This window comes from Paenalicyclobacillus macrosporangiidus, from assembly GCF_900116805.1.
Taxonomy (GTDB): domain Bacteria; phylum Bacillota; class Bacilli; order Alicyclobacillales; family Alicyclobacillaceae; genus Alicyclobacillus_H; species Alicyclobacillus_H macrosporangiidus.
Genome location: NZ_FPBV01000005.1, coordinates 144,186 through 163,862, shown reverse-complemented (window position 1 = coordinate 163,862; position 19,677 = coordinate 144,186). Strand labels below are relative to the sequence as shown.

Annotated in this window: 21 protein-coding genes; all 21 read right to left on the bottom strand. The window is 65.0% G+C overall.

Features of this window, described 5'->3' with window-relative positions:
* Positions 1-84: 84 nt before the first annotated feature.
* Positions 85-918, bottom strand: coding sequence for an ABC transporter permease (locus BM357_RS06335; protein ID WP_074950723.1), 834 nt, complete (start codon positions 916-918; stop codon positions 85-87).
* Positions 878-1,699: an ATP-binding cassette domain-containing protein gene (locus BM357_RS06330; protein ID WP_245783871.1), complete on the bottom strand. Its 822-nt coding sequence runs from the start codon at positions 1,697-1,699 to the stop codon at positions 878-880. Before BM357_RS06330 ends, BM357_RS06335 begins: the two co-directional genes overlap by 41 nt.
* Positions 1,700-1,748: 49 nt before the next feature.
* Positions 1,749-2,288 (bottom strand): MarR family winged helix-turn-helix transcriptional regulator, encoded by a 540-nt coding sequence (locus BM357_RS06325; RefSeq protein ID WP_074950721.1) that lies wholly within the window; start codon positions 2,286-2,288, stop codon positions 1,749-1,751.
* Positions 2,289-2,547: 259 nt separating this feature from the next.
* Positions 2,548-3,231, bottom strand: a complete 684-nt coding sequence (locus tag BM357_RS06320) for a DUF3889 domain-containing protein (protein WP_074950719.1) — start codon at positions 3,229-3,231, stop codon at positions 2,548-2,550.
* A 216-nt stretch (positions 3,232-3,447) separates the two neighbouring features.
* Entirely contained in the window at positions 3,448-4,824 is a 1,377-nt protein-coding gene (locus BM357_RS06315; protein WP_074950717.1) for a dipeptidase, read from the bottom strand.
* Positions 4,825-4,932: 108 nt separating this feature from the next.
* On the bottom strand, positions 4,933-5,946 hold the full coding sequence (locus BM357_RS06310; protein ID WP_074950715.1) for a HoxN/HupN/NixA family nickel/cobalt transporter: 1,014 nt from the start codon (positions 5,944-5,946) through the stop codon (positions 4,933-4,935).
* A 22-nt stretch (positions 5,947-5,968) separates the two neighbouring features.
* Positions 5,969-6,229, bottom strand: a complete 261-nt coding sequence (locus BM357_RS06305) for a DUF1146 family protein (RefSeq protein ID WP_074950713.1) — start codon at positions 6,227-6,229, stop codon at positions 5,969-5,971.
* Positions 6,230-6,316: 87 nt separating this feature from the next.
* On the bottom strand, positions 6,317-6,835 hold the full coding sequence (locus tag BM357_RS06300) for a GNAT family N-acetyltransferase (RefSeq protein ID WP_074950823.1): 519 nt from the start codon (positions 6,833-6,835) through the stop codon (positions 6,317-6,319).
* 82 nt (positions 6,836-6,917) lie between these two features.
* A complete protein-coding gene (locus BM357_RS06295; protein WP_074950711.1) occupies positions 6,918-7,346 on the bottom strand; it encodes a hypothetical protein in 429 nt (142 codons plus the stop codon).
* An 883-nt stretch (positions 7,347-8,229) separates the two neighbouring features.
* Positions 8,230-8,376: a hypothetical protein gene (locus BM357_RS19760; RefSeq protein ID WP_175511466.1), complete on the bottom strand. Its 147-nt coding sequence runs from the start codon at positions 8,374-8,376 to the stop codon at positions 8,230-8,232.
* A 105-nt stretch (positions 8,377-8,481) separates the two neighbouring features.
* A complete protein-coding gene (locus BM357_RS06285) occupies positions 8,482-9,954 on the bottom strand; it encodes an NADH-quinone oxidoreductase subunit N (protein ID WP_074950706.1) in 1,473 nt (490 codons plus the stop codon).
* Positions 9,955-9,958: 4 nt separating this feature from the next.
* On the bottom strand, positions 9,959-11,512 hold the full coding sequence (locus BM357_RS06280; RefSeq protein WP_074950704.1) for a complex I subunit 4 family protein: 1,554 nt from the start codon (positions 11,510-11,512) through the stop codon (positions 9,959-9,961).
* Entirely contained in the window at positions 11,512-13,416 is a 1,905-nt protein-coding gene (gene nuoL, locus BM357_RS06275) for an NADH-quinone oxidoreductase subunit L (protein WP_074950702.1), read from the bottom strand. The genes BM357_RS06280 and nuoL overlap by 1 nt, the downstream gene beginning before the upstream one ends.
* Positions 13,417-13,491: 75 nt before the next feature.
* Positions 13,492-13,806, bottom strand: coding sequence for an NADH-quinone oxidoreductase subunit NuoK (gene nuoK / locus BM357_RS06270; RefSeq protein ID WP_074950819.1), 315 nt, complete (start codon positions 13,804-13,806; stop codon positions 13,492-13,494).
* A gap of 5 nt (positions 13,807-13,811) precedes the next feature.
* A complete protein-coding gene (locus BM357_RS06265; RefSeq protein WP_083430259.1) occupies positions 13,812-14,342 on the bottom strand; it encodes an NADH-quinone oxidoreductase subunit J in 531 nt (176 codons plus the stop codon).
* Positions 14,342-14,794 (bottom strand): NuoI/complex I 23 kDa subunit family protein, encoded by a 453-nt coding sequence (locus tag BM357_RS06260; protein WP_074950700.1) that lies wholly within the window; start codon positions 14,792-14,794, stop codon positions 14,342-14,344. Before BM357_RS06260 ends, BM357_RS06265 begins: the two co-directional genes overlap by 1 nt.
* 76 nt (positions 14,795-14,870) lie before the next feature.
* Positions 14,871-15,860, bottom strand: coding sequence for an NADH-quinone oxidoreductase subunit NuoH (nuoH, locus tag BM357_RS06255; protein WP_074950817.1), 990 nt, complete (start codon positions 15,858-15,860; stop codon positions 14,871-14,873).
* Positions 15,860-16,984 (bottom strand): NADH-quinone oxidoreductase subunit D, encoded by a 1,125-nt coding sequence (locus BM357_RS06250; protein ID WP_074950698.1) that lies wholly within the window; start codon positions 16,982-16,984, stop codon positions 15,860-15,862. The genes nuoH and BM357_RS06250 overlap by 1 nt, the downstream gene beginning before the upstream one ends.
* Positions 16,985-17,032: 48 nt before the next feature.
* Positions 17,033-17,794, bottom strand: a complete 762-nt coding sequence (locus BM357_RS20450) for an NADH-quinone oxidoreductase subunit C (RefSeq protein WP_083430242.1) — start codon at positions 17,792-17,794, stop codon at positions 17,033-17,035.
* Complete coding sequence (locus tag BM357_RS06240; RefSeq protein ID WP_175511465.1) at positions 17,791-18,336, bottom strand: NuoB/complex I 20 kDa subunit family protein; 546 nt, start codon at positions 18,334-18,336, stop codon at positions 17,791-17,793. The genes BM357_RS20450 and BM357_RS06240 overlap by 4 nt, the downstream gene beginning before the upstream one ends.
* On the bottom strand, positions 18,327-18,695 hold the full coding sequence (locus BM357_RS06235) for an NADH-quinone oxidoreductase subunit A (protein ID WP_074950696.1): 369 nt from the start codon (positions 18,693-18,695) through the stop codon (positions 18,327-18,329). The genes BM357_RS06240 and BM357_RS06235 overlap by 10 nt, the downstream gene beginning before the upstream one ends.
* Positions 18,696-19,677 lie beyond the last annotated feature (982 nt).

The following is a 19,677-nucleotide window of genomic DNA, read 5'->3' as shown; positions in this document are numbered from 1 at the left end:
GTCCGCATATAACCACCTTTTCGCATTTACGATCCCGCGGGATCGAGGTCGCAAACGCGCGAGGCATCCCCCGGTGCCACCGCGTCACCCCGCCAGCCGGCGCGGGAACAGGTACGACGCCAGGGCCAGCATCAGCGTGCCCGCGAAGGCGAGGATCAACGCGTCCGCCCAGACGGCGTGCGTGCCTGTGCCGAGCAGGAGGCCGCGCAGGCCGTCGACCAGGTAGGTCATGGGGTTGATGGTCGCAACCACCTTCAGCCAGGCCGGCATGATGCTGATGGGATACAGGGCGTTGGAGGAGAAGAACAGCGGCATCGTGATCACCTGGCCGATGCCCATCATCCGCTCCCGCGTCTTGAGCAAGGCGGCCAGCACCATCGACATGCCGGCGAAAAATGCGGCGCCCAGGATGACGAGAATCAACACGGCGATCACGTTCCACCCCACATGCAGCCGCACCCCCACGAGCCAGGACAGCACGAGGATGACGACGGCTTGGCTGATGGCACGGGTCGAGGCGCCCAGCTGCTTGCCGAGAACGAGCGCGGAACGGCGCATGGGCGTCGCCAGGTACTTCTGCAGGATCCCCATGTCCCTCTCCCAGATGATGGCGATCCCGTAGAAGATGGAGATGAACGTCACGGACTGCGCGAGGATGCCGGGCGTGAGGAAGGCGAGATACGGCACCCCGCCGGTGGGCACCGCGCGCAGACGCCCGAAGGCCTGGCCGAACACCAACAGCCACAGGGCCGGTTGGACGGCGCGCATGATGAGCTCGCTGGGATCGCGGCGGAGCTTGCGCAGCTCGAGATCCACGATGGTCGCCGCGTGGACGAGGTAGCGCCATACCGGGTTCGTGTAGACGTCGGGCTGCGTCTCAACCGAGGCGGCGTGCGATCCGGCGTGTGCGTGAGACATCCCGCAGCCCTCCCTCGTGTTGGAATTGGCCGGCGAAGTGGACGAAGATCTCGTTGAGGGTCGCCTCCGGATTGCCGACGCGATCCCGCAGCTCCGCCAACGTCCCGAGTGCGGCGACGCGCCCGCGGCTCATGATGGCGATGCGGCTGCACAGGGATTCGGCTTCCTCCATGTAGTGGGTGGTGAGGAACACGGTCATGCCGTAATCGCGGCGCAGGCGTTCGATGTGTTCCCAGACGCTTTGGCGGGCGACCGGATCGAGTCCGACCGTCGGCTCGTCGAGGAACAGGACCTTCGGCCGGTGCAGAATCGCCTGGCCGATCTCGAGGCGCCGCACCATTCCCCCGGAGTAGGTGCGCACCAGCCGGTGGGCCGCGTCCTCTAACCCAAGCATGGTGATGACCTCGTCGATCCGCACCTTCCGCGCCCTGGGACGAAGCCCCTGCAGCCGGGCGCAGATGACGAGGTTCTCGTACCCGGTCAGGGCGCTGTTCACCGAGAGCATCTGGGGGACGTAGCCTATGGCGGATCGAACCCGTTGCGGCTCGGCCACGACATCAAATCCGGCGACCAGGGCACGGCCTGCGTCCGGCCGGAGCAGTGTGGCCAGCATCTTGATGGTGGTGGACTTGCCCGCCCCGTTGGGGCCGAGCAGCCCGAAGCACTCCCCCGCCTGGGTGCGGAAGGAGACGTCGTCCACGGCCTGATAAGCGCCGAACCGCTTGCTGAGCCCCTCGACGACGACGGAATCGGACATCGGCGGATGGTCCCCCTGGCTCATCCGGATCCCTCCCCTGGATGCTTGGGGCGTGCGTTGCCGGCGTGCGAGGTCAGCGGTCGACGGGATCGCCCTGGCCAGTGGCGAAATCGTGCGGCCCGCGGGGTTCGTCCACGCTGCGGTCGGGCGGGATGGCTTGCCCGTCCGGATCGTCCACACCCCGGTCGGCGGGGATGGCCTGCGCGAGCTTGTGGAACAGCGTCACCAGCTGCACGCGCTCCTCCTCACTCAACGCCTCGAAGGGACGGCGCAGGCGCGACAGCCAGGTGCTCTCGACCGCGCGGATGACGCGCTCCCCCTCCGGCGTGAGATCGACCGTGCGGACGCGCGAATCGGTGCTGCTGATGCGGCGGATGATCCAGCCCATTTTCTCCAAGCGATCGAGCATCTGGGACATGGTGCTGGGCCGCACGTCCAACTTCTCCGCCAACTGCCCGATGGGACACCCCGGCCGTTTGCGCAGGGTGCGCAGGATCATCCACTGGACCCGCGTGATCTGCAGATCGCCCTGCCGCAACGATCCCGCCCGCAGCGCCCGGTTCACCTTCTGCAGGTCCTCGAACAGGACCTCCAGCGACATCTCGCCTGCCATAGCTCCACCCCATTCAGCTATATCGTATAGCCAAACGAAATAATTCACAACCCCCTGTTTTGGGGATCGATCCCGGTGATTGGCTCCGCCATCCCCCGCGGGGGCTTGCCGTGGTGGCTGGCCGTAGTGGCTTACCGGGATGGCTTGCCGCGGTTGCTTGCTGCAGTGGCTTCGCGCGCCTGGCGTGCCGTGGCGGCTTCCCGCGGGAGCTCGCCGCAGTGGCTTCGCACGCTGGTAGCTTGCCGCAGGGTCCGTCGTTTTAGCGCACCGTCCTGCGCAGATCGGTGCGAAGGACGCGTTGGGTCTGCGTGTTGAACGTGATGGTCACGTACACGCCGAACTCCTGCTTTCCTTGCCGCAACCACAGCTTGAACGTCTCCTGCGCCCGGGTGGCCGACAGGTTGCGCCGCCCGACGTGCAGGTAGTCGACGATGGCGGCCTTGGGATAACGATTTTGCACGATCCGCATGGCCATCCTGCCCCACGGCGCGTACGCCGGCTCCGGCTTGACATTGGGACGCTGTGCCGGCTTGGTTGGGGCCCGGGAGCCGGGTTGCGGGGCTTGGGCCTGCGGGGCGGCAGTGGCCAGGAGGACCGGTTGCGCCGGAACCGCGGGGGCCGGAGCGGCGAGGGACCGGGGGGTCGAAGCGGCGAGGGCCAGAGGCTCGCTCGCCGCCGCGGGCTGCGTCGTCGCGGGTTTCGTCGCCCGCGACGGCCCGGCTGGGCCTGAGCTCGCGGGTTCGGCTTGGGTGGCCCACGCCCCCCTGGCCAGGCCTGAACTCGCCGACTCGGCCTGCACCACCCGCGACGCCTCCGCCGGGTCCGGGCCCACCGACTCAGCCTGCACCGTGCCGATCTGCGGCACAGCGGCCACCAACGCAGCTCCGAGCGCGAGGCACACCGCCCGCCGCACACGGCCGCGACGGTCATCATCCAGGGGCATCCGCGTCACCTCCAAAAGGTCTCCACCGTTTCCGCTAGTATGCCCGTGGACGACGCCGCGATGGCGGATAAGTACGAAACCGATGTTACATCCGGCTGCCGCAGCTTCCGTAAATACAGAACCGTTGCTATCGATCCCGCCGCCCCTCGCGAACACCGTGCCGCGCCGCCCACCGGCCCACCGGCCCCCGCACGGCGCCCCCCTACCCCCGCGAACTCAGCGCGCGCCGAGCTCCTGCAAGAGCATGCAGTACGCGTACTGGATCCGCTCGAAGTTCCGGATGCGAACGAACTCGTTCGGCGCGTGGGCGCGCTCCATCCCGCCCGAGGCGCCGAGCGTGATGGTGTCGACGCCGAGCAGGCGCTTCATCATGCCCGTGATGGGCACCGTCCCGCCGCCGCGCACCCGGGCCGGCCACTTCTTCGACACGGCGGCCACCGCCTTCTCCAGGGCTTGGAGACCCGGGTGATCCGCCGGCAGCAGGTACGGGTCCGCGTCGCCCGGGAACGTCTCAATGGAGACCTCGACTTGGCGTGGGGCGACTTTGTGGATGTGATCGATCACGCACTTCGCCACCCGCTCGGGATCCTGGTCCGGCACGAGGCGGCAGGTGATCTTGGCGTGCGCCTCGCACGGGATCACGGTCTTCGTCCCGGCGCCCTGGTAGCCGCCCCACAGGCCGTTGACCTCCAGCGTCGGGCGGGCGACGTTGCGCTCCTGCGGGGTGTACTCCGGCTCGCCGAAGAAGTCCTTGATGCCGATGGCGGCCTTGTACGCATCGGCGTCGAACGGGGCCTTCGCGATCTCCGCCCGCTCCTCCTCCGTCAACGGCCTCACGTCATCGTAGAAGCCTTCGACGAGGATGCGGCCCTCTTCGTCGCGCATGGAGGCGAGGATCTGGACCAACGCGTGCAGGGCGTTGTGCACCATGCCGCCGGCCCCACCGGAGTGCAGGTCGGTGTTGGCGCTGCGCACGGTCACCTCGAGCGCCGTCAGGCCGCGTCGGCCGACATTGACCACCGGATCGTCCTCGGAACCGACGCCCCCGTCCGCGCACACCACCATGTCGCACGCCAGCCTGTCCCGGTTCTCCTGAATGAACCGCGTCAGCGAGGGGCTGCCGATCTCCTCCTCGCCCTCGTACAGGAACTTGACGTTCACGGGCAGCTTGCCCTCCGTCTTCAACAGGGCCTCGCAGGCAATCGCGGGCAGCAACAGGCTCCCCTTCATGTCGCTGGCGCCGCGGGCGAAGATACAGCCGTCTTCGACGCGCGGATCGAACGGCGGAGAGGTCCAGAGCTCCAGCGGATCGGCCGGTTGGACGTCGAAGTGGCCGTAGAACAGGAGCGTCGGTTTGTCCGCCCCGGCATGCAGCCAGTCACCGTACACGACCGGGTGGCACTGGGTGTCCATCACCTGCACGTTTTCAATGCCCGCCTGGCGCAGTCGATCCGCCGTCCACTCCGCCGCTCGCCGCACCTCGCCAGCCAGCGAGGGTTCGGTGGACACGCTGGGAATGCGCAGCAGTTCGAGGAATTCGTTGAGAAATCGATCCCGATGGGTCTCCAAATAACTTCTCCAAGCTTCAGACATGTGCAAGTCCTCCTCTCGAATGGCGCGCCTGGGTGGGGAGGCGCAGGCCCGGCATGAAACGCGGCCCGGTGCGGGACGCACCGCACGCACCGCGGCGTGGCGAGGCGCCTAGGCGCTCACGCCCCGCCGACGCGACGCGCGCGACGCGATGAGGGTCACACCCCAGATGGCCGCCAGGACCAGAATGAGGCCCACGCCCAGCGGCCCGATGTCGAGCTCCTGAAGGCTCTTCCAGATTCCCCCGTTCAGTCCCATCTGCGGGCTCCACACCTGCACGAGCTCGATGACACCGATGGTGATGGCGGCGGCGACGGAGATGGACGTGACCGTCAGGTTGTAGCGGAGTTTGCGCACGGGATCGGCGAAGGCCCACCGATAGGCGCTGGCCATCCACACGCCGTCGGCGGTGTCGAGCAGGGTCATGCCTGCGGAGAAGAGGATGGGAAGGGCCGTCAGCCCGGACACCGGCACGGCCTGATGGGCGGCCGAGGCGGACATGGAGAGCAGTGCGATCTCGCTGGCCGTGTCAAACCCCAGCCCAAACAGGAAACCGATGGGATACACGTGCCAACTCCGGCTCACGAACCGGAACAGGGGCCACAACAGGGCGGTCAGCGGCCCGGCCGGGGAGGCGCCGGCGCCGACGCCCGGTGTGCCCGCGCGGCGCGCGAGTTGCAGGGTCCGCCCCAGGATGGCGAAGTTGATGAACCCCACGATGAGCAGGAACAGACCGGAGACGGTGCCGCCAATCACGCCGCCCGCCGCCTCAAATCCGGGCAGCGCCCGCTCCACCCAGTGCATGGCGAAGGTGGTGGCGATGGCCGTCAGGATGACGACCGTGGAGTGGCCGAGGGCGAAGAAGAAGCCGACGCCGGAGGGATCTCGCCGCTGCTCCGTCAGCTTGCGCACGGTGTTGTCCACCGCGGCGATGTGGTCGGCGTCGAGCGCGTGCCGCAACCCGAACGTGTACGCCAGAAGCCCCATGCCGAGGAGAATCGGGTGCCCTGGCAACGCCGGAAGCCACAGCAACAGGCCGACCACGTGCAGGCCGGCCACGCACAGCGCGAATCGGCGCCACCCCCCGGACAGGGAATGCGTGGGACATCCATCGGGTCGGTTCATGCAAGTCCTCCTCACCGATAAATCAGAGCAAGATGCGCAGCGCCTGCCCGGCGAGCACGTAGATCACCGCGACCACGGCCAGGACAAATCCACCGCAGAGCGCGAGCAGGAAGCGGAGCACGCGGGTTTGGTGCCCGAACGGATCGAACACAAACTTCTCCCACTTGAGGATGGCGAGCGCCCGCCACCAGACGTAGGTGCCGAACAAGAAGGCGACGATGAACACCAAGCCGTCGACGGCCATGAGGACGGCGCGGCTTTGATCGATGGCGCTCGCGAGCATCGGTGGCTCCCCTCCTTTCGTTAGGGTTCGGCGGCCGCGCGGGATCTCCTGCTTCGTTGGGTCATGCGCGGTCCCGCTCGTGCTCGGTTACACGTGATCGAACGCAGGCGGATACTTCACCGTGCCGCGTATGGAGTCGAGCGAACCCGCTTGGATTTCATGGACCATGAACACTTCCTCCGGCACTTGGAACGGAGACTGAATGCCTTTCGCCGTGGACGGCACAAACCCGAATTTGGGATAGAAGTTCGGGTGGCCCAATACGACGACGTGTTCAAAGCCGAGCTCTGCGGCCCTCCGCAAGCCTTCCCGGACGAGGGCGGACCCGATGCCCTGATGTTGATATTCAGGCAAGACAGCCATTGGGGCCAGGGCGAGCGTGGGCACCATCCCGGTGTCGGTCTCAATCCCCACGATGCTGAACAAGATGTGGCCGACCACTTCATCAGTGTCCGTCACGGCCACCAGGGACAGCTCCGGGACGAAGTTGTCGGAGGCGCGTACGGCCTCCACCAGGTTGGCTTCCCCTTCGCCCTCGAACGCGCGCAGGTGTACCTCCCGGATGGAAGTGAAGTCTTTTGGACTTTCGGATCGAATGGTGAACATCATAGGGCTCCTCTCCACGATATGGGGTGGCTTGATAGTCCCGCGAACGGCGGGCGGCACCTGGACCCCCCGACGGCTGGCGCTACTGCGCCGGGGTGTACACCGTCCACCCTTTCTGCGTCTGGTCTGGCATCTGGACGACCCAAGAATCCCCGTCGGCGAACGAAGGACCGTACACCCAGTTCCCCAGCCACAGGGACTGCATGGTGTTGGTCTTCGAATCATACCGCATCTGGGCGACATAGAGATCATTTCCCGAGGAAGCGGGCAGCGCCTCTTCCCAGTAGACGGAGCCGCTTCCAACGTCGGAAACCCCGACGATGGTCTGGACGATGTAGATCTGTGTGGGCTGCACCCACTGATTGTCGGCCTCGGACCAATAGTAGTCCGCCTCCCAGACGCCGGCGTTGCCGCCGTGGTTCGTGTGAGCGCCCGGCGTCCGACGGATCGAGATGTGGCGGGTCGCGCCATTCCGGCTGGTCCATGCGTCGACTTCCCTTCCGGCTGACATTCTCGGAGAGATGAGACCGGGCATCTTCTGCAATGGGTACACATTTCGGTCAGGAAGTCGCGGGGGTTGCTGTCAAAGGATGCGTGGCCGCATGCGGGAGAAGTGGCTGTGGGACGGCCCGGGACCGCTTCCCGCGACACCGTTGGGGAGACATAAGCCGAATCGCCGAAGTAAATGCCGGGTTGCCGCCTGCCTGGACTACGTCGGAACCGGTGTTTTGGCCGGAAAATCGTACAATATCGCAGGATGAAATGCGGAAACCACGCGACTTTGTCCGAAATCCCGGCCTAACGTGCCCGCCAAATCCATGAATGCGACGGCGAAGTGCCTTCCATAGTCCGAAAATCCGGCCAAACGCCGTCCCCTTCGCTCTGGGGGGACGTCCAGGCTGCCCAGCACAGGGGCGATCCGTTTGCCACCCGCGCGGTGATGACAGATGGCCTGAGGGGCCGGGATGGAGCCTCACCGCCCAACTTGCGCACCGGGATCGCAGCCGTATCGCCATCCGCCGACCCTGGACAGATACCCCACGGGGCCGTCTCCGACCGCGCCAATCGTCCTTTCGTACGGTGCGCGGTCGAGAGAAGGACAACGGGACCCCTTCGCGAATATGGGAGTCGATTCGCAGAATGAAGCCGCATTCATTGCACGCATGGATGTTCGTGGAGGCGAGATGACGGTATGGAAGGGAGAAATGATACAGATGATTCTGTCTTGTTGATTTCATTCCGGCGTCGAATCCCCTATGGTGACCATCCCTTGTGGAGAGGCGATGTCATGAAAAGGTTCTTATGCCACGACCTCCGTTTGGAATGCCGCTGCCCCACCGGATGGCGCCGTCGTTTGCCGTGCTCCACCGAAGCGGTTTGTATGAGCTCGCTGCCTACACCTTGCTTGCTGCCGCGACGGACTCGCTGCCTCGCCACGAAATGAATTCACTGTTTTCCCTGAAGCGGAAAGCCATCCCCTCGTCCGAAAGACGCCCGTTGACCAGGGAGCGATGGGTGGGGATCTCGGCCGCAATCGTCATCCTGGCATTCTCCAATCTCAGGGAAGCGTACATGGTCCTCAACGATTCGTTCCATGGGTAAATGGAAAGCGGCCCCGCCATCGGGGCCGCTCCATCCACCGCCGCTCAATACAGCCAGCCCGAGTTGAGCAGCGGGTGCAACAGCACCGCCGGGACCACGCCCAGCGCGATGGTGCCCAGCACGCACAGGCCGACCAGCACGTTCATCGTGCCGCTGGCGCGGATGGGTTCAATATCGCCCACCGGCTCGCGCTGGAAGATCTTGCGCACCCAGCCCAGGTAGTAGTAGAACGACGCGACGCTCGTCAGGAACAACAGCACGCCGAGCCAAGCCTGGTGCAGGTGCACCGTGTCCGTGAAGATGTAGAACTTCCCGATGAAGCCCGCCGTCAAGGGCATGCCCGCCAGCCCCAGGACGAACACCGTCAATGCCGCCGCCAGCCAGGGAGACCGCTGGTACAGGCCAATCAGGGCGTCCGAGTCGATGGTGTTGCGGGCGCGCGACACCACGTAGACCACGGCGAAGGCGCCGATGGTCATGAACGTGTACGCGTACAGGTAGAACGAGATGCTGTCGAACAGGCCCGGCCAGTCGTTGAAGTGGTTCGTCTGAATCAGGGCGAACGGGACCAGCACGTAGCCCGCCTGGGCCACGCTGGAGAACGCCAGCAGCCGCTTCATGTTGCGCTGCGGCAGGGCAATCAGGTTGCCGACCACCATGGTGACGGCCGCCAGCACGCCCGCCCACCAGAACAACTGCGTGGCCGCCGCGTTGAACGCGAATAAGAGCATCCGCAGCAGCATCCCGAACGCCGCCGTCTTCGAGAGCGTCGCCAGGAAGGCGGAGATCGGCGCCGGGGCGCCGTCGTAAGCGTCCGGCGTCCACATGTGGAACGGCACCAGCGACAGCTTGAAGCCCATGCCAGCCAGCATCAGGAGGAACGCCAGCACCGTGATGGCCGGGTAGTTGTTGTACATCGCGAATCCGTTGGATCCCAGTTCAATCAGGTTCGTCGTGCCCGAGATGCCGTAGACGAACGACATCCCGTACAACACCACCGCCGACCCGACCGCTCCCATCAAGAGGTACTTGGCGCCCGCTTCCACCGACCGCGCCGAGTGCCGCCGCAGCGCCACCAACACGTAGCTCGCCACGGACAGCAGTTCGAGGCCGACGTAGAGCGTGACGAGATCGACCGCCGTCGCCATCGCCAGGGCGCCGACCACCGCGAACAGGATCAGGTACGTGTGCTCACTCGCCACCTTCGTCCTGCCCGTGTAGTCCAGCGTGAACAGCAGCACCAACAGCGCGCTGATGAGGATGAGCACCGAAAACACCGAGCCAAAGGCGTCGACCACCACCGTATTCAGCGCAATGGCCGGTTCGTGGTGGAAGTTCCACAGCGCCGCCACCAACGCTGCGGCAATCCCCGCCAGGGACAGGCCCGACAACCACCGGCGGTCCCCCTTGCGGAGCAGAAACTCCAGGATCATCACGATAAACGCTGCTGCGGTGACGATGATCATCGGCCCCATCGTCGATCCGTACGGTTGATGCAACAGATCTGTCGCCGGCATCGCCTCAACCCCCAATCCTCAGCAGCGCCTGCACCGACAGACCGAACAGGTCGCCGATCACGCTGGGATACACGCCGATGAGCAGCACCAGTGCCGTCAGGACCACCGTCGGCACATATTCGCGCGGCGTCGCGTCCGCAAGCCCGGTGTACGACTGCCTGGCCGGGCCGAACGTCGTCTTCTCCATCGCGTACAGCAGGTACACCGCCGACAGGATGATGCCGATCACGCCGACGAACGAGATCGCCGGATACGTCCCGAAGCCGCCGATGAACGCCTGGATCTCGCTGACGAAACCGCTCGTCAGCGGCAGCCCCAGCGACCCCAGCGCCGCCACCAGCAGGAAGCCGGAGAGCATCGGCATGGGCCGCGACAGGCCGCCGAGGGACGGGATGAGCGCCGTCTGCGTGCGCTCCTTGATGGCCCCCGTCAGGAAGAACAACAGCGCGGTCAGCAGACCCGAGGACACCATCATGAACATGGCGCCCTGGAGTCCCGCCGCGTTCAGCGCCGCGACCCCGAGCAGCACCAGGCCCATGTGGCTGATGCTGCCAAAGGCGATGAGCCGCCGCCAGTCCTTTTGCGCCCAGGCGGCGAACGCGCCGTACAGGATGTTGATGACGCCTAGCACCGCGATGAGCACACCCCAGTGCCGCACCTCACCCGGCAGGAGCCCGACGCCGAAGCGGAGCAGCGCGTACGCGCCGGTCTTGGTCAGCACGCCGCCAATCAGCATGTTCGTCGTCGTGTCGCTGAACTCGTGCGTCGTCGGCAGCCAGGTGTGGAAGGGGACGAACGCCTCTTCCACCAACACGCCGAGCAACAAGATGAGGAACAGGACCGACCGGGCGTGCGGCGTGAAGAACGCCTCCGACGCCTTGTGCAGGGTATCGGTCAAGGTCGGGATGTCGAAGGTCAGCGCCCCTGCGCCGTTGATGATCCCCTGCGTGTCCGGCTGCGTGGTGCCGAAGCCGCCCGCCGCGCCGTAGGCCAGTCCGACCAGGGCCGCCAGGAACAGGACGCTGGCCAGTCCGCGGTACAACAGGAACTTGAACGCCGCCTTCCGGCTCCCCGCCTCCCCGAACAGATGGATGAGGAAGAAGGCAGCAAAGAGCGACAGCTCAAGCGCCAGCAGGAAGGTGAACAGGTCCATGGCGGTGAACACCCCGAGGATGCCCGCCGTCGCCAATTCCATCCAGAAGTAGTACAACCGCGTCCGCTGCAGCGTCCGCGGCGCCGCCACCCCGGCCAGCAGCGAGATGAACGCGGCGAGCAGGACCAACGGCAGCGACAGGCCGTCCACCCCAAACGACAGGCCGATGGAGAGGTCCGACTGCTGCCAGAGCGCCGGCAACGTGAACCAGTGCAACCGGCTGACCTCCTGGTAGGCGCTCGTCGCGTACTGGAAGCGACCCCAGGCTGCCAGCGCCAGCACCAGTGCCGCGGCGGATCCCAGCAGGCCGAGTGCGCGGTGTGCGCCCGCGCGCAGGCCCGGCACCACCAGGATCAACACGGCCGCGATCAGCGGCGCCAGGACAATCCAGAACACAAGGCCCACTACAGGACACCCCCTATCGACCACATCGCCCAGGCGACGAGGATCAGCACACCGAACGCAGCCACCGCGGTGTACGCCTGGATCTGGCCCGTCTGCGTGTACTTCAGGCCGAGGCCGATGGTGGCGACAATGCGCGCCACCAGGCGGACGATGCCGTCGATGATGTAGCGGTCGACGAAGTCGACGATGGCCGCGATGGCCTTACCGGTCGCCACCACGATGGCGTAGTAGATCTCATCCAGGTAGAACTTGCGGAACGACAGTTGGTACAAGAAGCCCAGGCTGCGCGCCAGCTTCTCCGGCTGAATGGCCGGCCGCCAGTACATCAGGGCCGCCAAGCCGATGCCCGCCAGGCCGACGAGCACGCTGAGCACCATCAGGCCCACGTTCTCCGGCGTCGTCGCGCCGATGGCCCCCTGCGGCGAATCGGCGAACAGGTACCGCTCCAGGCCGTAGCCGTTGAACGGGGTGTTGAAGAACCCTCCGATGGTCGCCAGAACGGCCAGCACCACCAGCGGCAGGGTCATCACCCAGGAGCCCTCGTGCGCGTGTTCATGGCGCGCGGGATCCCGCGGCTGGCCGGTGAACGTCAGGAAGTACACGCGGAAGATGTAGAAGGCCGTGCAGAACGCCGCGATCAACCCGAAGACATACAGAACCGTGTGCCCGCTCTCGAGCGCCGCCGCCAGGATGTCGTCCTTCGACCAGAACCCGGCGAACGGGACGATGCCCGCCAACGCGAGAGCGCCCGCGAGGAACGTCCAGGCGGTCAGCTTCATCTTCTTGTACAGGCCGCCCATCTCGAACAGGTCCTGCGTGTCGAGGGCGTGGATGACCGAACCGGCCGCCAGGAACAGCAGGGCCTTGAAGAAGGCGTGGGTCATCAGGTGGAACACGCCGTAGGCGTACGCCCCGACGCCGAGCGCCATCATCATGTAGCCGAGCTGCGAGATGGTCGAGTACGCGATCACGCGTTTGATGTCGCGTTGCGTCAGCGCGATGAGGGCCGCGAGCAACGCGGTGATGCCGCCGATCCAGGCGACCGTCGAGAGCGCCGCCGGGCTCAACTGGAACAGCGGGTAGCAGCGCGCCACCAGGTAGACGCCCGCCGCCACCATGGTCGCGGCGTGGATCAACGCGGACACCGGCGTCGGGCCCTCCATGGCGTCCGGCAACCAGACGTGCAGCGGGAACTGGGCCGACTTTCCGACGGCGCCGACGAAGATCAGGATGGCCGCCAGGGTCACCAGGTGGTCGTTGGAGATCCAGCCGAGCGACAGCTTGTGCGCGGCCGCCGCCGTGAAGACGGTGCTGTAATCAAACGACCCGCTGGCGAGGAACAGGAGGATGATGCCCGTGAACAGGCCCACATCGCCGATGCGCGTGACGATGAACGACTTTTTCGCCGCCAGGGCCGCCTCCGGTTTGAAGTACCAAAAGCCCACCAGCAGATACGAGCACAGACCGACCATCTCCCAGAAGATGTACAACTGCAGCAGGTTCGGAGAGATGACCAGCGCCAGCATCGAGAACACGAACAAATTCAGGTATTGGTAGAACACCGGGAACCGTTCGTCGCCGTGCATGTATCCCTTGGAAAACAGCAGCACCAGCGTGCTGACGAGGGATACCACCACCAGCATGAGCGCGTTGAGGTGGGTGACCTCAAACCCCACGGTGAACGAGTGCGTCCCGACCGTCAGCCAGTGAAACACGTACGGTCCAGTCTGGTCCGGGCTCTGGCCGACGGAGCGGAACACCAAGGCGCTGATGAGGAACGCGGCGAACGTCAGCACCACAGAGACGCCAGCCACGATGCCCTCCGGCGCACGCCGGCCGAGGACCAAGAGGAACACGTACGCCACCAGCGGCAGCAGGGGCACCAGCCACGCGTACTCCACCATACACAACCCTCCTGTCAGCAATTGCCGTCCTGTCCGCGGTCGTCCGCCCCGGGGAGGGCGGCGTTGCGCAACGGATCAATGCTTGTGGACATTCAGATCCTGGACCTCCGTGGTCTTGCGCACCCGGAAGATGGCGAGCAACAGGGCCAGTCCGACCGCGATTTCGGCTGCCGCGACGGTGATGGTGAACAGCGCGAACACCTGGCCGCTGATGTTCGGCCCCACGCCCAGCCGCGAGAACGTCACCAGATTGATGTTCGCGGCGTTCAGCATCAGCTCGATGGACACCAGCACGATGATCAGGTTGCGCTTGGTCAGCGCCCCGTACAGCCCGATGCAAAACAGGATGGCACCCAAGGCCAGCAGCGATCCGGTCGGGATTGGAAACATCCCGCTCATTCCTCCTCGTCCTCCTTTCGCTCGCGCGCCAGGATGACGGCCCCGACCATACCGACGATGAGCAACAAGGACACCAGTTCAAACGGCACGGTGTAGTTCTGGAACAAGGCCAGGCCGACGGCCACCGGATTGCTGTTCCCTCCGTTGACGTCCGCCTCCACCTCGGGCGGCCACGTGGTGGAGCGGATGACGAGCAGCAGGACCGCGCCGAGCAACACCGCGGCCACCGCGCTCAGGATGTTGCGCACCGTCCATTTGTGCGGCGGGTCCGCCGCCTCGTGGTTCGTCAACATGATGGCGAACATGATGAGGATGGTGATGGCCCCGGCGTAGATCAAGAGTTGGGCCACACCGACGAAATCCGCCCCGAGCAGGATGTAGATGGCGGCGCAGCCGATGAACACCCCGCCGATGGCCAGCGCCATGTAGATGACGCGCTGGAAGCTGAGCAGCATCACGGCGCATCCGAGGATGAACAGCGCGATGATGTAAAACCCGATCATCGGCGCATTGAGGAAGAAGGTCATCACGCCTCGCCCTCCTTCGCCTCGCCCGCCGTCTGCGGAACGCGATCCGGATGGCGCTGTTCATACGCCAGCTCGTTGTTGTACAACCAGTGCATGTCGAGGTACAGGTTGTCGCGGCTGTACGTGGCGAGCTCGAACGTGTCCGACATGAGAACGGCCTCCGTCGGGCACACCTCGGTGCACAGGTCGCACAGGATGCAGATGTCGAAGTTGATGTCGTACGTGTCGATCCGCATCTTTTTGTTGGCATCGCGCGTCCCGGACAGCGAGATGCAGCTGGTCGGGCAGATGCGCGCACACTGGTTGCAGACGATGCACAGTTCTGGAATGAACCGGTGGACGCCGCGGAACCGCTCCGGCCACTCGGGCCGCACGTCCGGGTACTGCAGGGTGACCTTTTTCTTCGGCAGCTGCCGCAGCGTCACGCCCAGGCCCTTGAGGAAACCGAACATCTTCGTCTCACCCCGCTTAGCTTCGGAATCGCACCAGGTCTCACGCGGGCGGCCGTTCTTCGCCCCAGGTGCGGCGTCATACGAACGCCTTGACGACGGCCGTGATGACGATGTTGACCAACGCGAGCGGCAGCAGCACCTTCCAGCTGAAGCTCATCAGCTGGTCGACCCGCATACGCGGCATGGTCGCCTGCAGCCAGAACTGAAAACTGATGTACAAAAACGCCTTGATGGCGAACCACAGCCAGCCCGGAAGAAGCGGGCCGCTCCAACCGCCCAGGTACAGGGTGGCGAACAGGCCGGCCATGGCGAACAGGTACACGTACTCGGTCAACATGAAAAAGGCGAAGCGGAAGCCGCTGTACTCGGTGTGGTAGCCGGCCACCAGCTCCGACTCCGCCTCGGGCAGGTCGAACGGCGTGCGGCTGAGCTCGGCGGTGGACGCGATCATGAAGACGATGAAGCCGAGAATCTGCGGGATCACGTACCACAGGCCGGACTTCGCCTGCGCCTCGACGATGTCGTTGAGATTGATGGAGCCGGCCATGAGCACCACGCCGACGATGGACAAGCCGAGCGGGATCTCATAGCTGATCAACTGCGCCGCCGACCGCATGCCGCCGATGAGCGAATACTTGTTGTTCGACGCCCAGGCGCCGAGCATGACGCCGTGGATCGTGATGGCAGACAGGGCGACGTAGAAGAGGGCGCCGATGCTGATGTTGGCCGTGAACACGTGATGCGCCGAGAACGGGATGGCGGCGAGCACCGTGAAGGCCGGCACGAACGCGATGATGGGCGCGAGCAGGAACATCGCCCGGTCGGCCTTCTCCGGGACCACATCCTCCTTGATCAGCAGCTTGATGACGTCCGCCGCCGTCTGCAACAGTCCAAACGGGCCGACCCGGTTGGGCCCGATGCGCCACTGAATCCAACCGATGAGTTTGCGCTGCCAGTAGATGGAGTACATGACCACCAGCAGGGTGAGGATCAGGATGACCACGCCGCCGATGACCATGCCGAGTACCGCCGGCCCGTTGAGCGGGTTCGCCTCCCAGTGCCACATCACGCGTCCACCTCCCCGAGCACGATGTCGACGGCGCCGAGAATCGCAATGAGGTTGGCCATGTTCTGCCCGCGCAGGAGCTTCGGCAGCAGCTGCAGGTTCAGGAATGACGGCTTGCGGATCTTCATGCGATACGGCTTGTCTTTGCCGTCGCTGACGATGTAGAACCCGAGCTCGCCGCGCGCCCCCTCAATGCCGCTGTAGTACTCCCCGGCCGGGACGCGGATCAGCTTCGGCACCTTTCCGAGCACCGGGCCCGACTCCGGGATCTGGTCGAGCGCCTGTTCGACGATCTTGAGCGATTCACGCATCTCCAGCAGGTGGAGATAGTAACGGTCGAAGCAGTCGCCGTTCTTGCCCACCGGGATCTCGAAGTCGAAGCGGTCGTAGATGCTGTACGGCTTCTTGCGCCGCAGGTCCCAGTCGAAGCCGGTGGAGCGCAGGTTGATCCCGCTCATCCCGTACGCCAACGCCGTCTCCGTGTCGTAGACGCCGATGCCGCGGACACGGTTGAGGAAGATCTCGTTGCCGGTGATGAGGTCGTCGTACATCTTCAACTGCTCGCGCATGTGCGGCACGAACGCCCGCACCTTGTCCAGCCATCCGGGCGGGGCGTCCCACTTGACACCGCCGATGCGCATGTAGTTGTAGGTGAGCCGGGCGCCGCAGAGCTCATTGAACAGTTGGATGATCCGCTCGCGCTCCGCGAACACGTACAAGAACGGGCTCATGGCCCCCAGGTCCAACAGATACGTGCCGATGAACAACAGGTGCGACGCGATGCGGTTGAGCTCCATCGCAATCACGCGGAGGTACTCCGCCCGCTCCGGGATCTCGAGCCCCAGCGCCTCCTCCACGGTGTGACAGAGCGCGTAGTTGTTGAGCATCGCGGCCAGATAGTCCAGCCGGTCGGTGTACGGGATGATCTGCGTGTACTGCAGGTCCTCGGCGAGCTTCTCCGTCCCCCGGTGCAGGTACCCGATGACCGGCTCGGCGTCGATGATGGTCTCACCGCTGATCTTGACCACCAACCGGAACACGCCGTGCGTGCTCGGATGCTGCGGGCCGACGTTGAGCAGCATCTCCTCGGTGCGCACCTGGTCTTTCTCGTCGATGAGCGACATCTTGTCCCCTCGCTTTCACAGCGCTTGCGCCGAAGCGTCAGCGTTCGGTCAAGCGTTTCGCTCGTCCCACTCGTTGTAGTCCTTGCGCAACGGGTGACCTTTGAAGTCGTCCCACATCATGATGCGCCGCAGGTCCGGGTGGCCGGTGAAAGTGACTCCGAGCAGGTCGTAGATTTCCCGTTCCTCCCAGTTGACGCCGGGGAACACGGAGAACAAGGAGGGGATCTCCGCCTGGTCCCGGTCGGTGCGGGTCTTCAGGCAGATGAAGTGACCCAGCTCGGTCGACTGGAGGTAGATGACGACCTCGATGTAACCCTTGTCCTTGTAGTCCGTTCCCGCCATGAATTCGAGGTAGTTGGTCCGCCAATCCGGGTGGGTGCGCAGCAAATCCACCGCTGCCGGCCAGTCCTGTTTGCGGATGACCAGCATCGGCACGAAGTGCGCGGCCCCCACCTCCTCCACCGCGGCCTCTCCCAACTGGGCCACGATGGCCGCCTTGACCTGTTCGGCTTTCTCCTTGGCGGCTTCGGCCCGCGGATCGGGCGGCGGCGTTTTTTTCGCCGCGGCGCCAGCCCCCGCCGCGGCGGGGCGTGCAGCCGGTTTCACGGCCGGCTTGTCGGCGCCTTCTTTGGCCGCAGGCTTGGCGACATCCTGTGCCGCCGGCTTGTCAGCGCCTTCCGCCGCGCTGGCGCCAGGCGCCGCTGATGCGGCGGATGTTACCGGTGCGGCCGGCGCGGGTGCCTCCGGCTTCTCCGTTGCGTCCGCAGGTTGGTCCTGTGCCTCGCCGGGTTTACGTCCCTCTTCGCTCACGCTCTGGCCACCTTCCTTCCTCTGGCCTCGTTGCGAATCTTCTCCTGCAGCAGGTTGAGTCCGTAGATCAGGGCAGGCGGAGACGGAGGGCATCCCGGGATGTAGACGTCGACGGGGACGACCTGATCGACCCCTTTCAACACGGAATAGCTGCGCACGTACGGCCCGCCCGCGGTGGCACACACGCCCATGGAGACGACCCACTTCGGTTCGGCCATCTGGTCGTACAATCGGCGCAGCAACGGGGCCATCTTCTTCGTCACGGTACCGGCCACAATCATCACGTCCGCATGGCGAGGGGAAGCGCGGAAGATGATGCCGAAGCGATCGAGATCGTAGTGCGCGGCACCGGTCCCCATCATCTCGATGGCGCAGCACGCGAGACCGAAGGTCAGCGGCCACAGGCTGTTGCTCCGGGCCCACGCCTTGAGCTGCTCCAAGGAATGGAGCATGACCCCTGCGCGCCTCAGTTCGGCGTTCTCTTCCGGCGTCAGACCTTCGTATTCCAGCACCGGCAGTTGCGCAGCGCGGCTCAGGTCCATTCCAGCACCTTCTTTCTCCAGGCGTACACCAGACCAATCACGAGCAGGAACAGGAAGATGAGCATCTCCACCAACGCGAACATGCCGAGCCTCTTGTAGCTCACCGCCCACGGATACAGAAACAAGGTCTCGACGTCGAAGACCACGAACAGCAACGCGAACAGGTAGTACCTTGCGTTGTACCGGACGCGCGCGTCTCCGAACGGTTCGAGACCACTCTCATAGGTCGTTCGCTTGCCCTGGGTGGGATGATTGGGCCGCAACAGCGGGCCAATGACCCACAGGGAGGCGACGGGCAATAAAATGCCGAGGATGATAAACAAGGCCACAAACAGGTACCCGTTCCAGTATTGGAACATGGCGTTCCCCCCAGGCGGACCTGGCGCCGGATCACCCACCAGAGCCCCTCGCGAATTCGTGCAACGGGTCAGAAGTTGGCGATACGACGCGGAATTTTTGACCTTGAACATTATAACAGACGCTATTTTGGGTGTAAAACACCTGTTTGGATCAGCGGTCTCGCGACACCGCCTAGTCCGAAACGATCATTTTCCCGGGCAACTGCCGCGAGACGACGGGCGGACGGGCGGTTACAACCCGCTCCGCGGGGCGGGAATGGGGATAAGGGGGCCTGTGGCGGCCGTGCGGGGCATGTCTGAGACGGGGCGTGCGCAGGACAGGGCGAAGCCCGCCGGCCATGCCCGAGGGGATGTGCGTGGCGTGCCCAGCGTGCGGATACTCGCTATGGAATACGGATATTCACCATTGGGAGGGGAGTAAAACACGGTTGGCAGCGGCCGCGTCACGAGCGCACGGACACATACCACCATTTTGACGTTAATGGCGGATGGCAGCGGATCGATAAACAACCTTTGCACGTAATCTCAGGCTAGGAATCATCGATAAGGTTCAGGACTTGATTTATCGAGGCCCGACCTGGTGCCCGCAGCCCCGGAGGCCCCCGGAATAAGTCGAAAATCGTTTCTATGACGTGCCCGAACCGTCACTTCAATCAAATACGGTTGCTATCTCCTCGCAAGTCGAGTGGAATAAGAAAAATTCGTTTACAACCGCTTGAACCGTGGTCCCCGGCGGGGCCCCAAGTGCGCTCAGGCAGAGCGGTCTCACGAACCTGCGGCCCTCAAAACGTCACTCATCAAGCACGGCCCACCGCATTCAGGGGCGAGGAAGTCGGGCCCGGGCCAGCCTCCCGGGCCAGCCTCCCGGGCCAGCCTCCCGGGCCAGCCTCCCGGGCCAGCTACCCGCACAAGCGCCCGCGGCATGCCCCCGCCCAAAATCATCGAGGGCGGCATCCGGACCTCGTCCGAATGCCGCCCTCGT

What these genes read in the sequence shown, in the direction of transcription:
- BM357_RS06335 (WP_074950723.1), bottom strand. Translation starts at nt 918, where the DNA reads ATGTCTCACGCACACGCCGGATCGCACGCCGCCTCGGTTGAGACGCAG.
- BM357_RS06330 (WP_245783871.1), bottom strand. Translation starts at nt 1,699, where the DNA reads ATGAGCCAGGGGGACCATCCGCCGATGTCCGATTCCGTCGTCGTCGAG.
- BM357_RS06325 (WP_074950721.1), bottom strand. Translation starts at nt 2,288, where the DNA reads ATGGCAGGCGAGATGTCGCTGGAGGTCCTGTTCGAGGACCTGCAGAAG.
- BM357_RS06320 (WP_074950719.1), bottom strand. Translation starts at nt 3,231, where the DNA reads ATGCCCCTGGATGATGACCGTCGCGGCCGTGTGCGGCGGGCGGTGTGC.
- BM357_RS06315 (WP_074950717.1), bottom strand. Translation starts at nt 4,824, where the DNA reads ATGTCTGAAGCTTGGAGAAGTTATTTGGAGACCCATCGGGATCGATTT.
- BM357_RS06310 (WP_074950715.1), bottom strand. Translation starts at nt 5,946, where the DNA reads ATGAACCGACCCGATGGATGTCCCACGCATTCCCTGTCCGGGGGGTGG.
- BM357_RS06305 (WP_074950713.1), bottom strand. Translation starts at nt 6,229, where the DNA reads ATGCTCGCGAGCGCCATCGATCAAAGCCGCGCCGTCCTCATGGCCGTC.
- BM357_RS06300 (WP_074950823.1), bottom strand. Translation starts at nt 6,835, where the DNA reads ATGTTCACCATTCGATCCGAAAGTCCAAAAGACTTCACTTCCATCCGG.
- BM357_RS06295 (WP_074950711.1), bottom strand. Translation starts at nt 7,346, where the DNA reads ATGTCAGCCGGAAGGGAAGTCGACGCATGGACCAGCCGGAATGGCGCG.
- BM357_RS19760 (WP_175511466.1), bottom strand. Translation starts at nt 8,376, where the DNA reads ATGACGATTGCGGCCGAGATCCCCACCCATCGCTCCCTGGTCAACGGG.
- BM357_RS06285 (WP_074950706.1), bottom strand. Translation starts at nt 9,954, where the DNA reads ATGCCGGCGACAGATCTGTTGCATCAACCGTACGGATCGACGATGGGG.
- nuoL (WP_074950702.1), bottom strand. Translation starts at nt 13,416, where the DNA reads ATGGTGGAGTACGCGTGGCTGGTGCCCCTGCTGCCGCTGGTGGCGTAC.
- nuoK (WP_074950819.1), bottom strand. Translation starts at nt 13,806, where the DNA reads ATGTTTCCAATCCCGACCGGATCGCTGCTGGCCTTGGGTGCCATCCTG.
- BM357_RS06265 (WP_083430259.1), bottom strand. Translation starts at nt 14,342, where the DNA reads ATGACCTTCTTCCTCAATGCGCCGATGATCGGGTTTTACATCATCGCG.
- BM357_RS06260 (WP_074950700.1), bottom strand. Translation starts at nt 14,794, where the DNA reads ATGTTCGGTTTCCTCAAGGGCCTGGGCGTGACGCTGCGGCAGCTGCCG.
- nuoH (WP_074950817.1), bottom strand. Translation starts at nt 15,860, where the DNA reads ATGTGGCACTGGGAGGCGAACCCGCTCAACGGGCCGGCGGTACTCGGC.
- BM357_RS06250 (WP_074950698.1), bottom strand. Translation starts at nt 16,984, where the DNA reads ATGTCGCTCATCGACGAGAAAGACCAGGTGCGCACCGAGGAGATGCTG.
- BM357_RS06240 (WP_175511465.1), bottom strand. Translation starts at nt 18,336, where the DNA reads ATGGACCTGAGCCGCGCTGCGCAACTGCCGGTGCTGGAATACGAAGGT.
- BM357_RS06235 (WP_074950696.1), bottom strand. Translation starts at nt 18,695, where the DNA reads ATGTTCCAATACTGGAACGGGTACCTGTTTGTGGCCTTGTTTATCATC.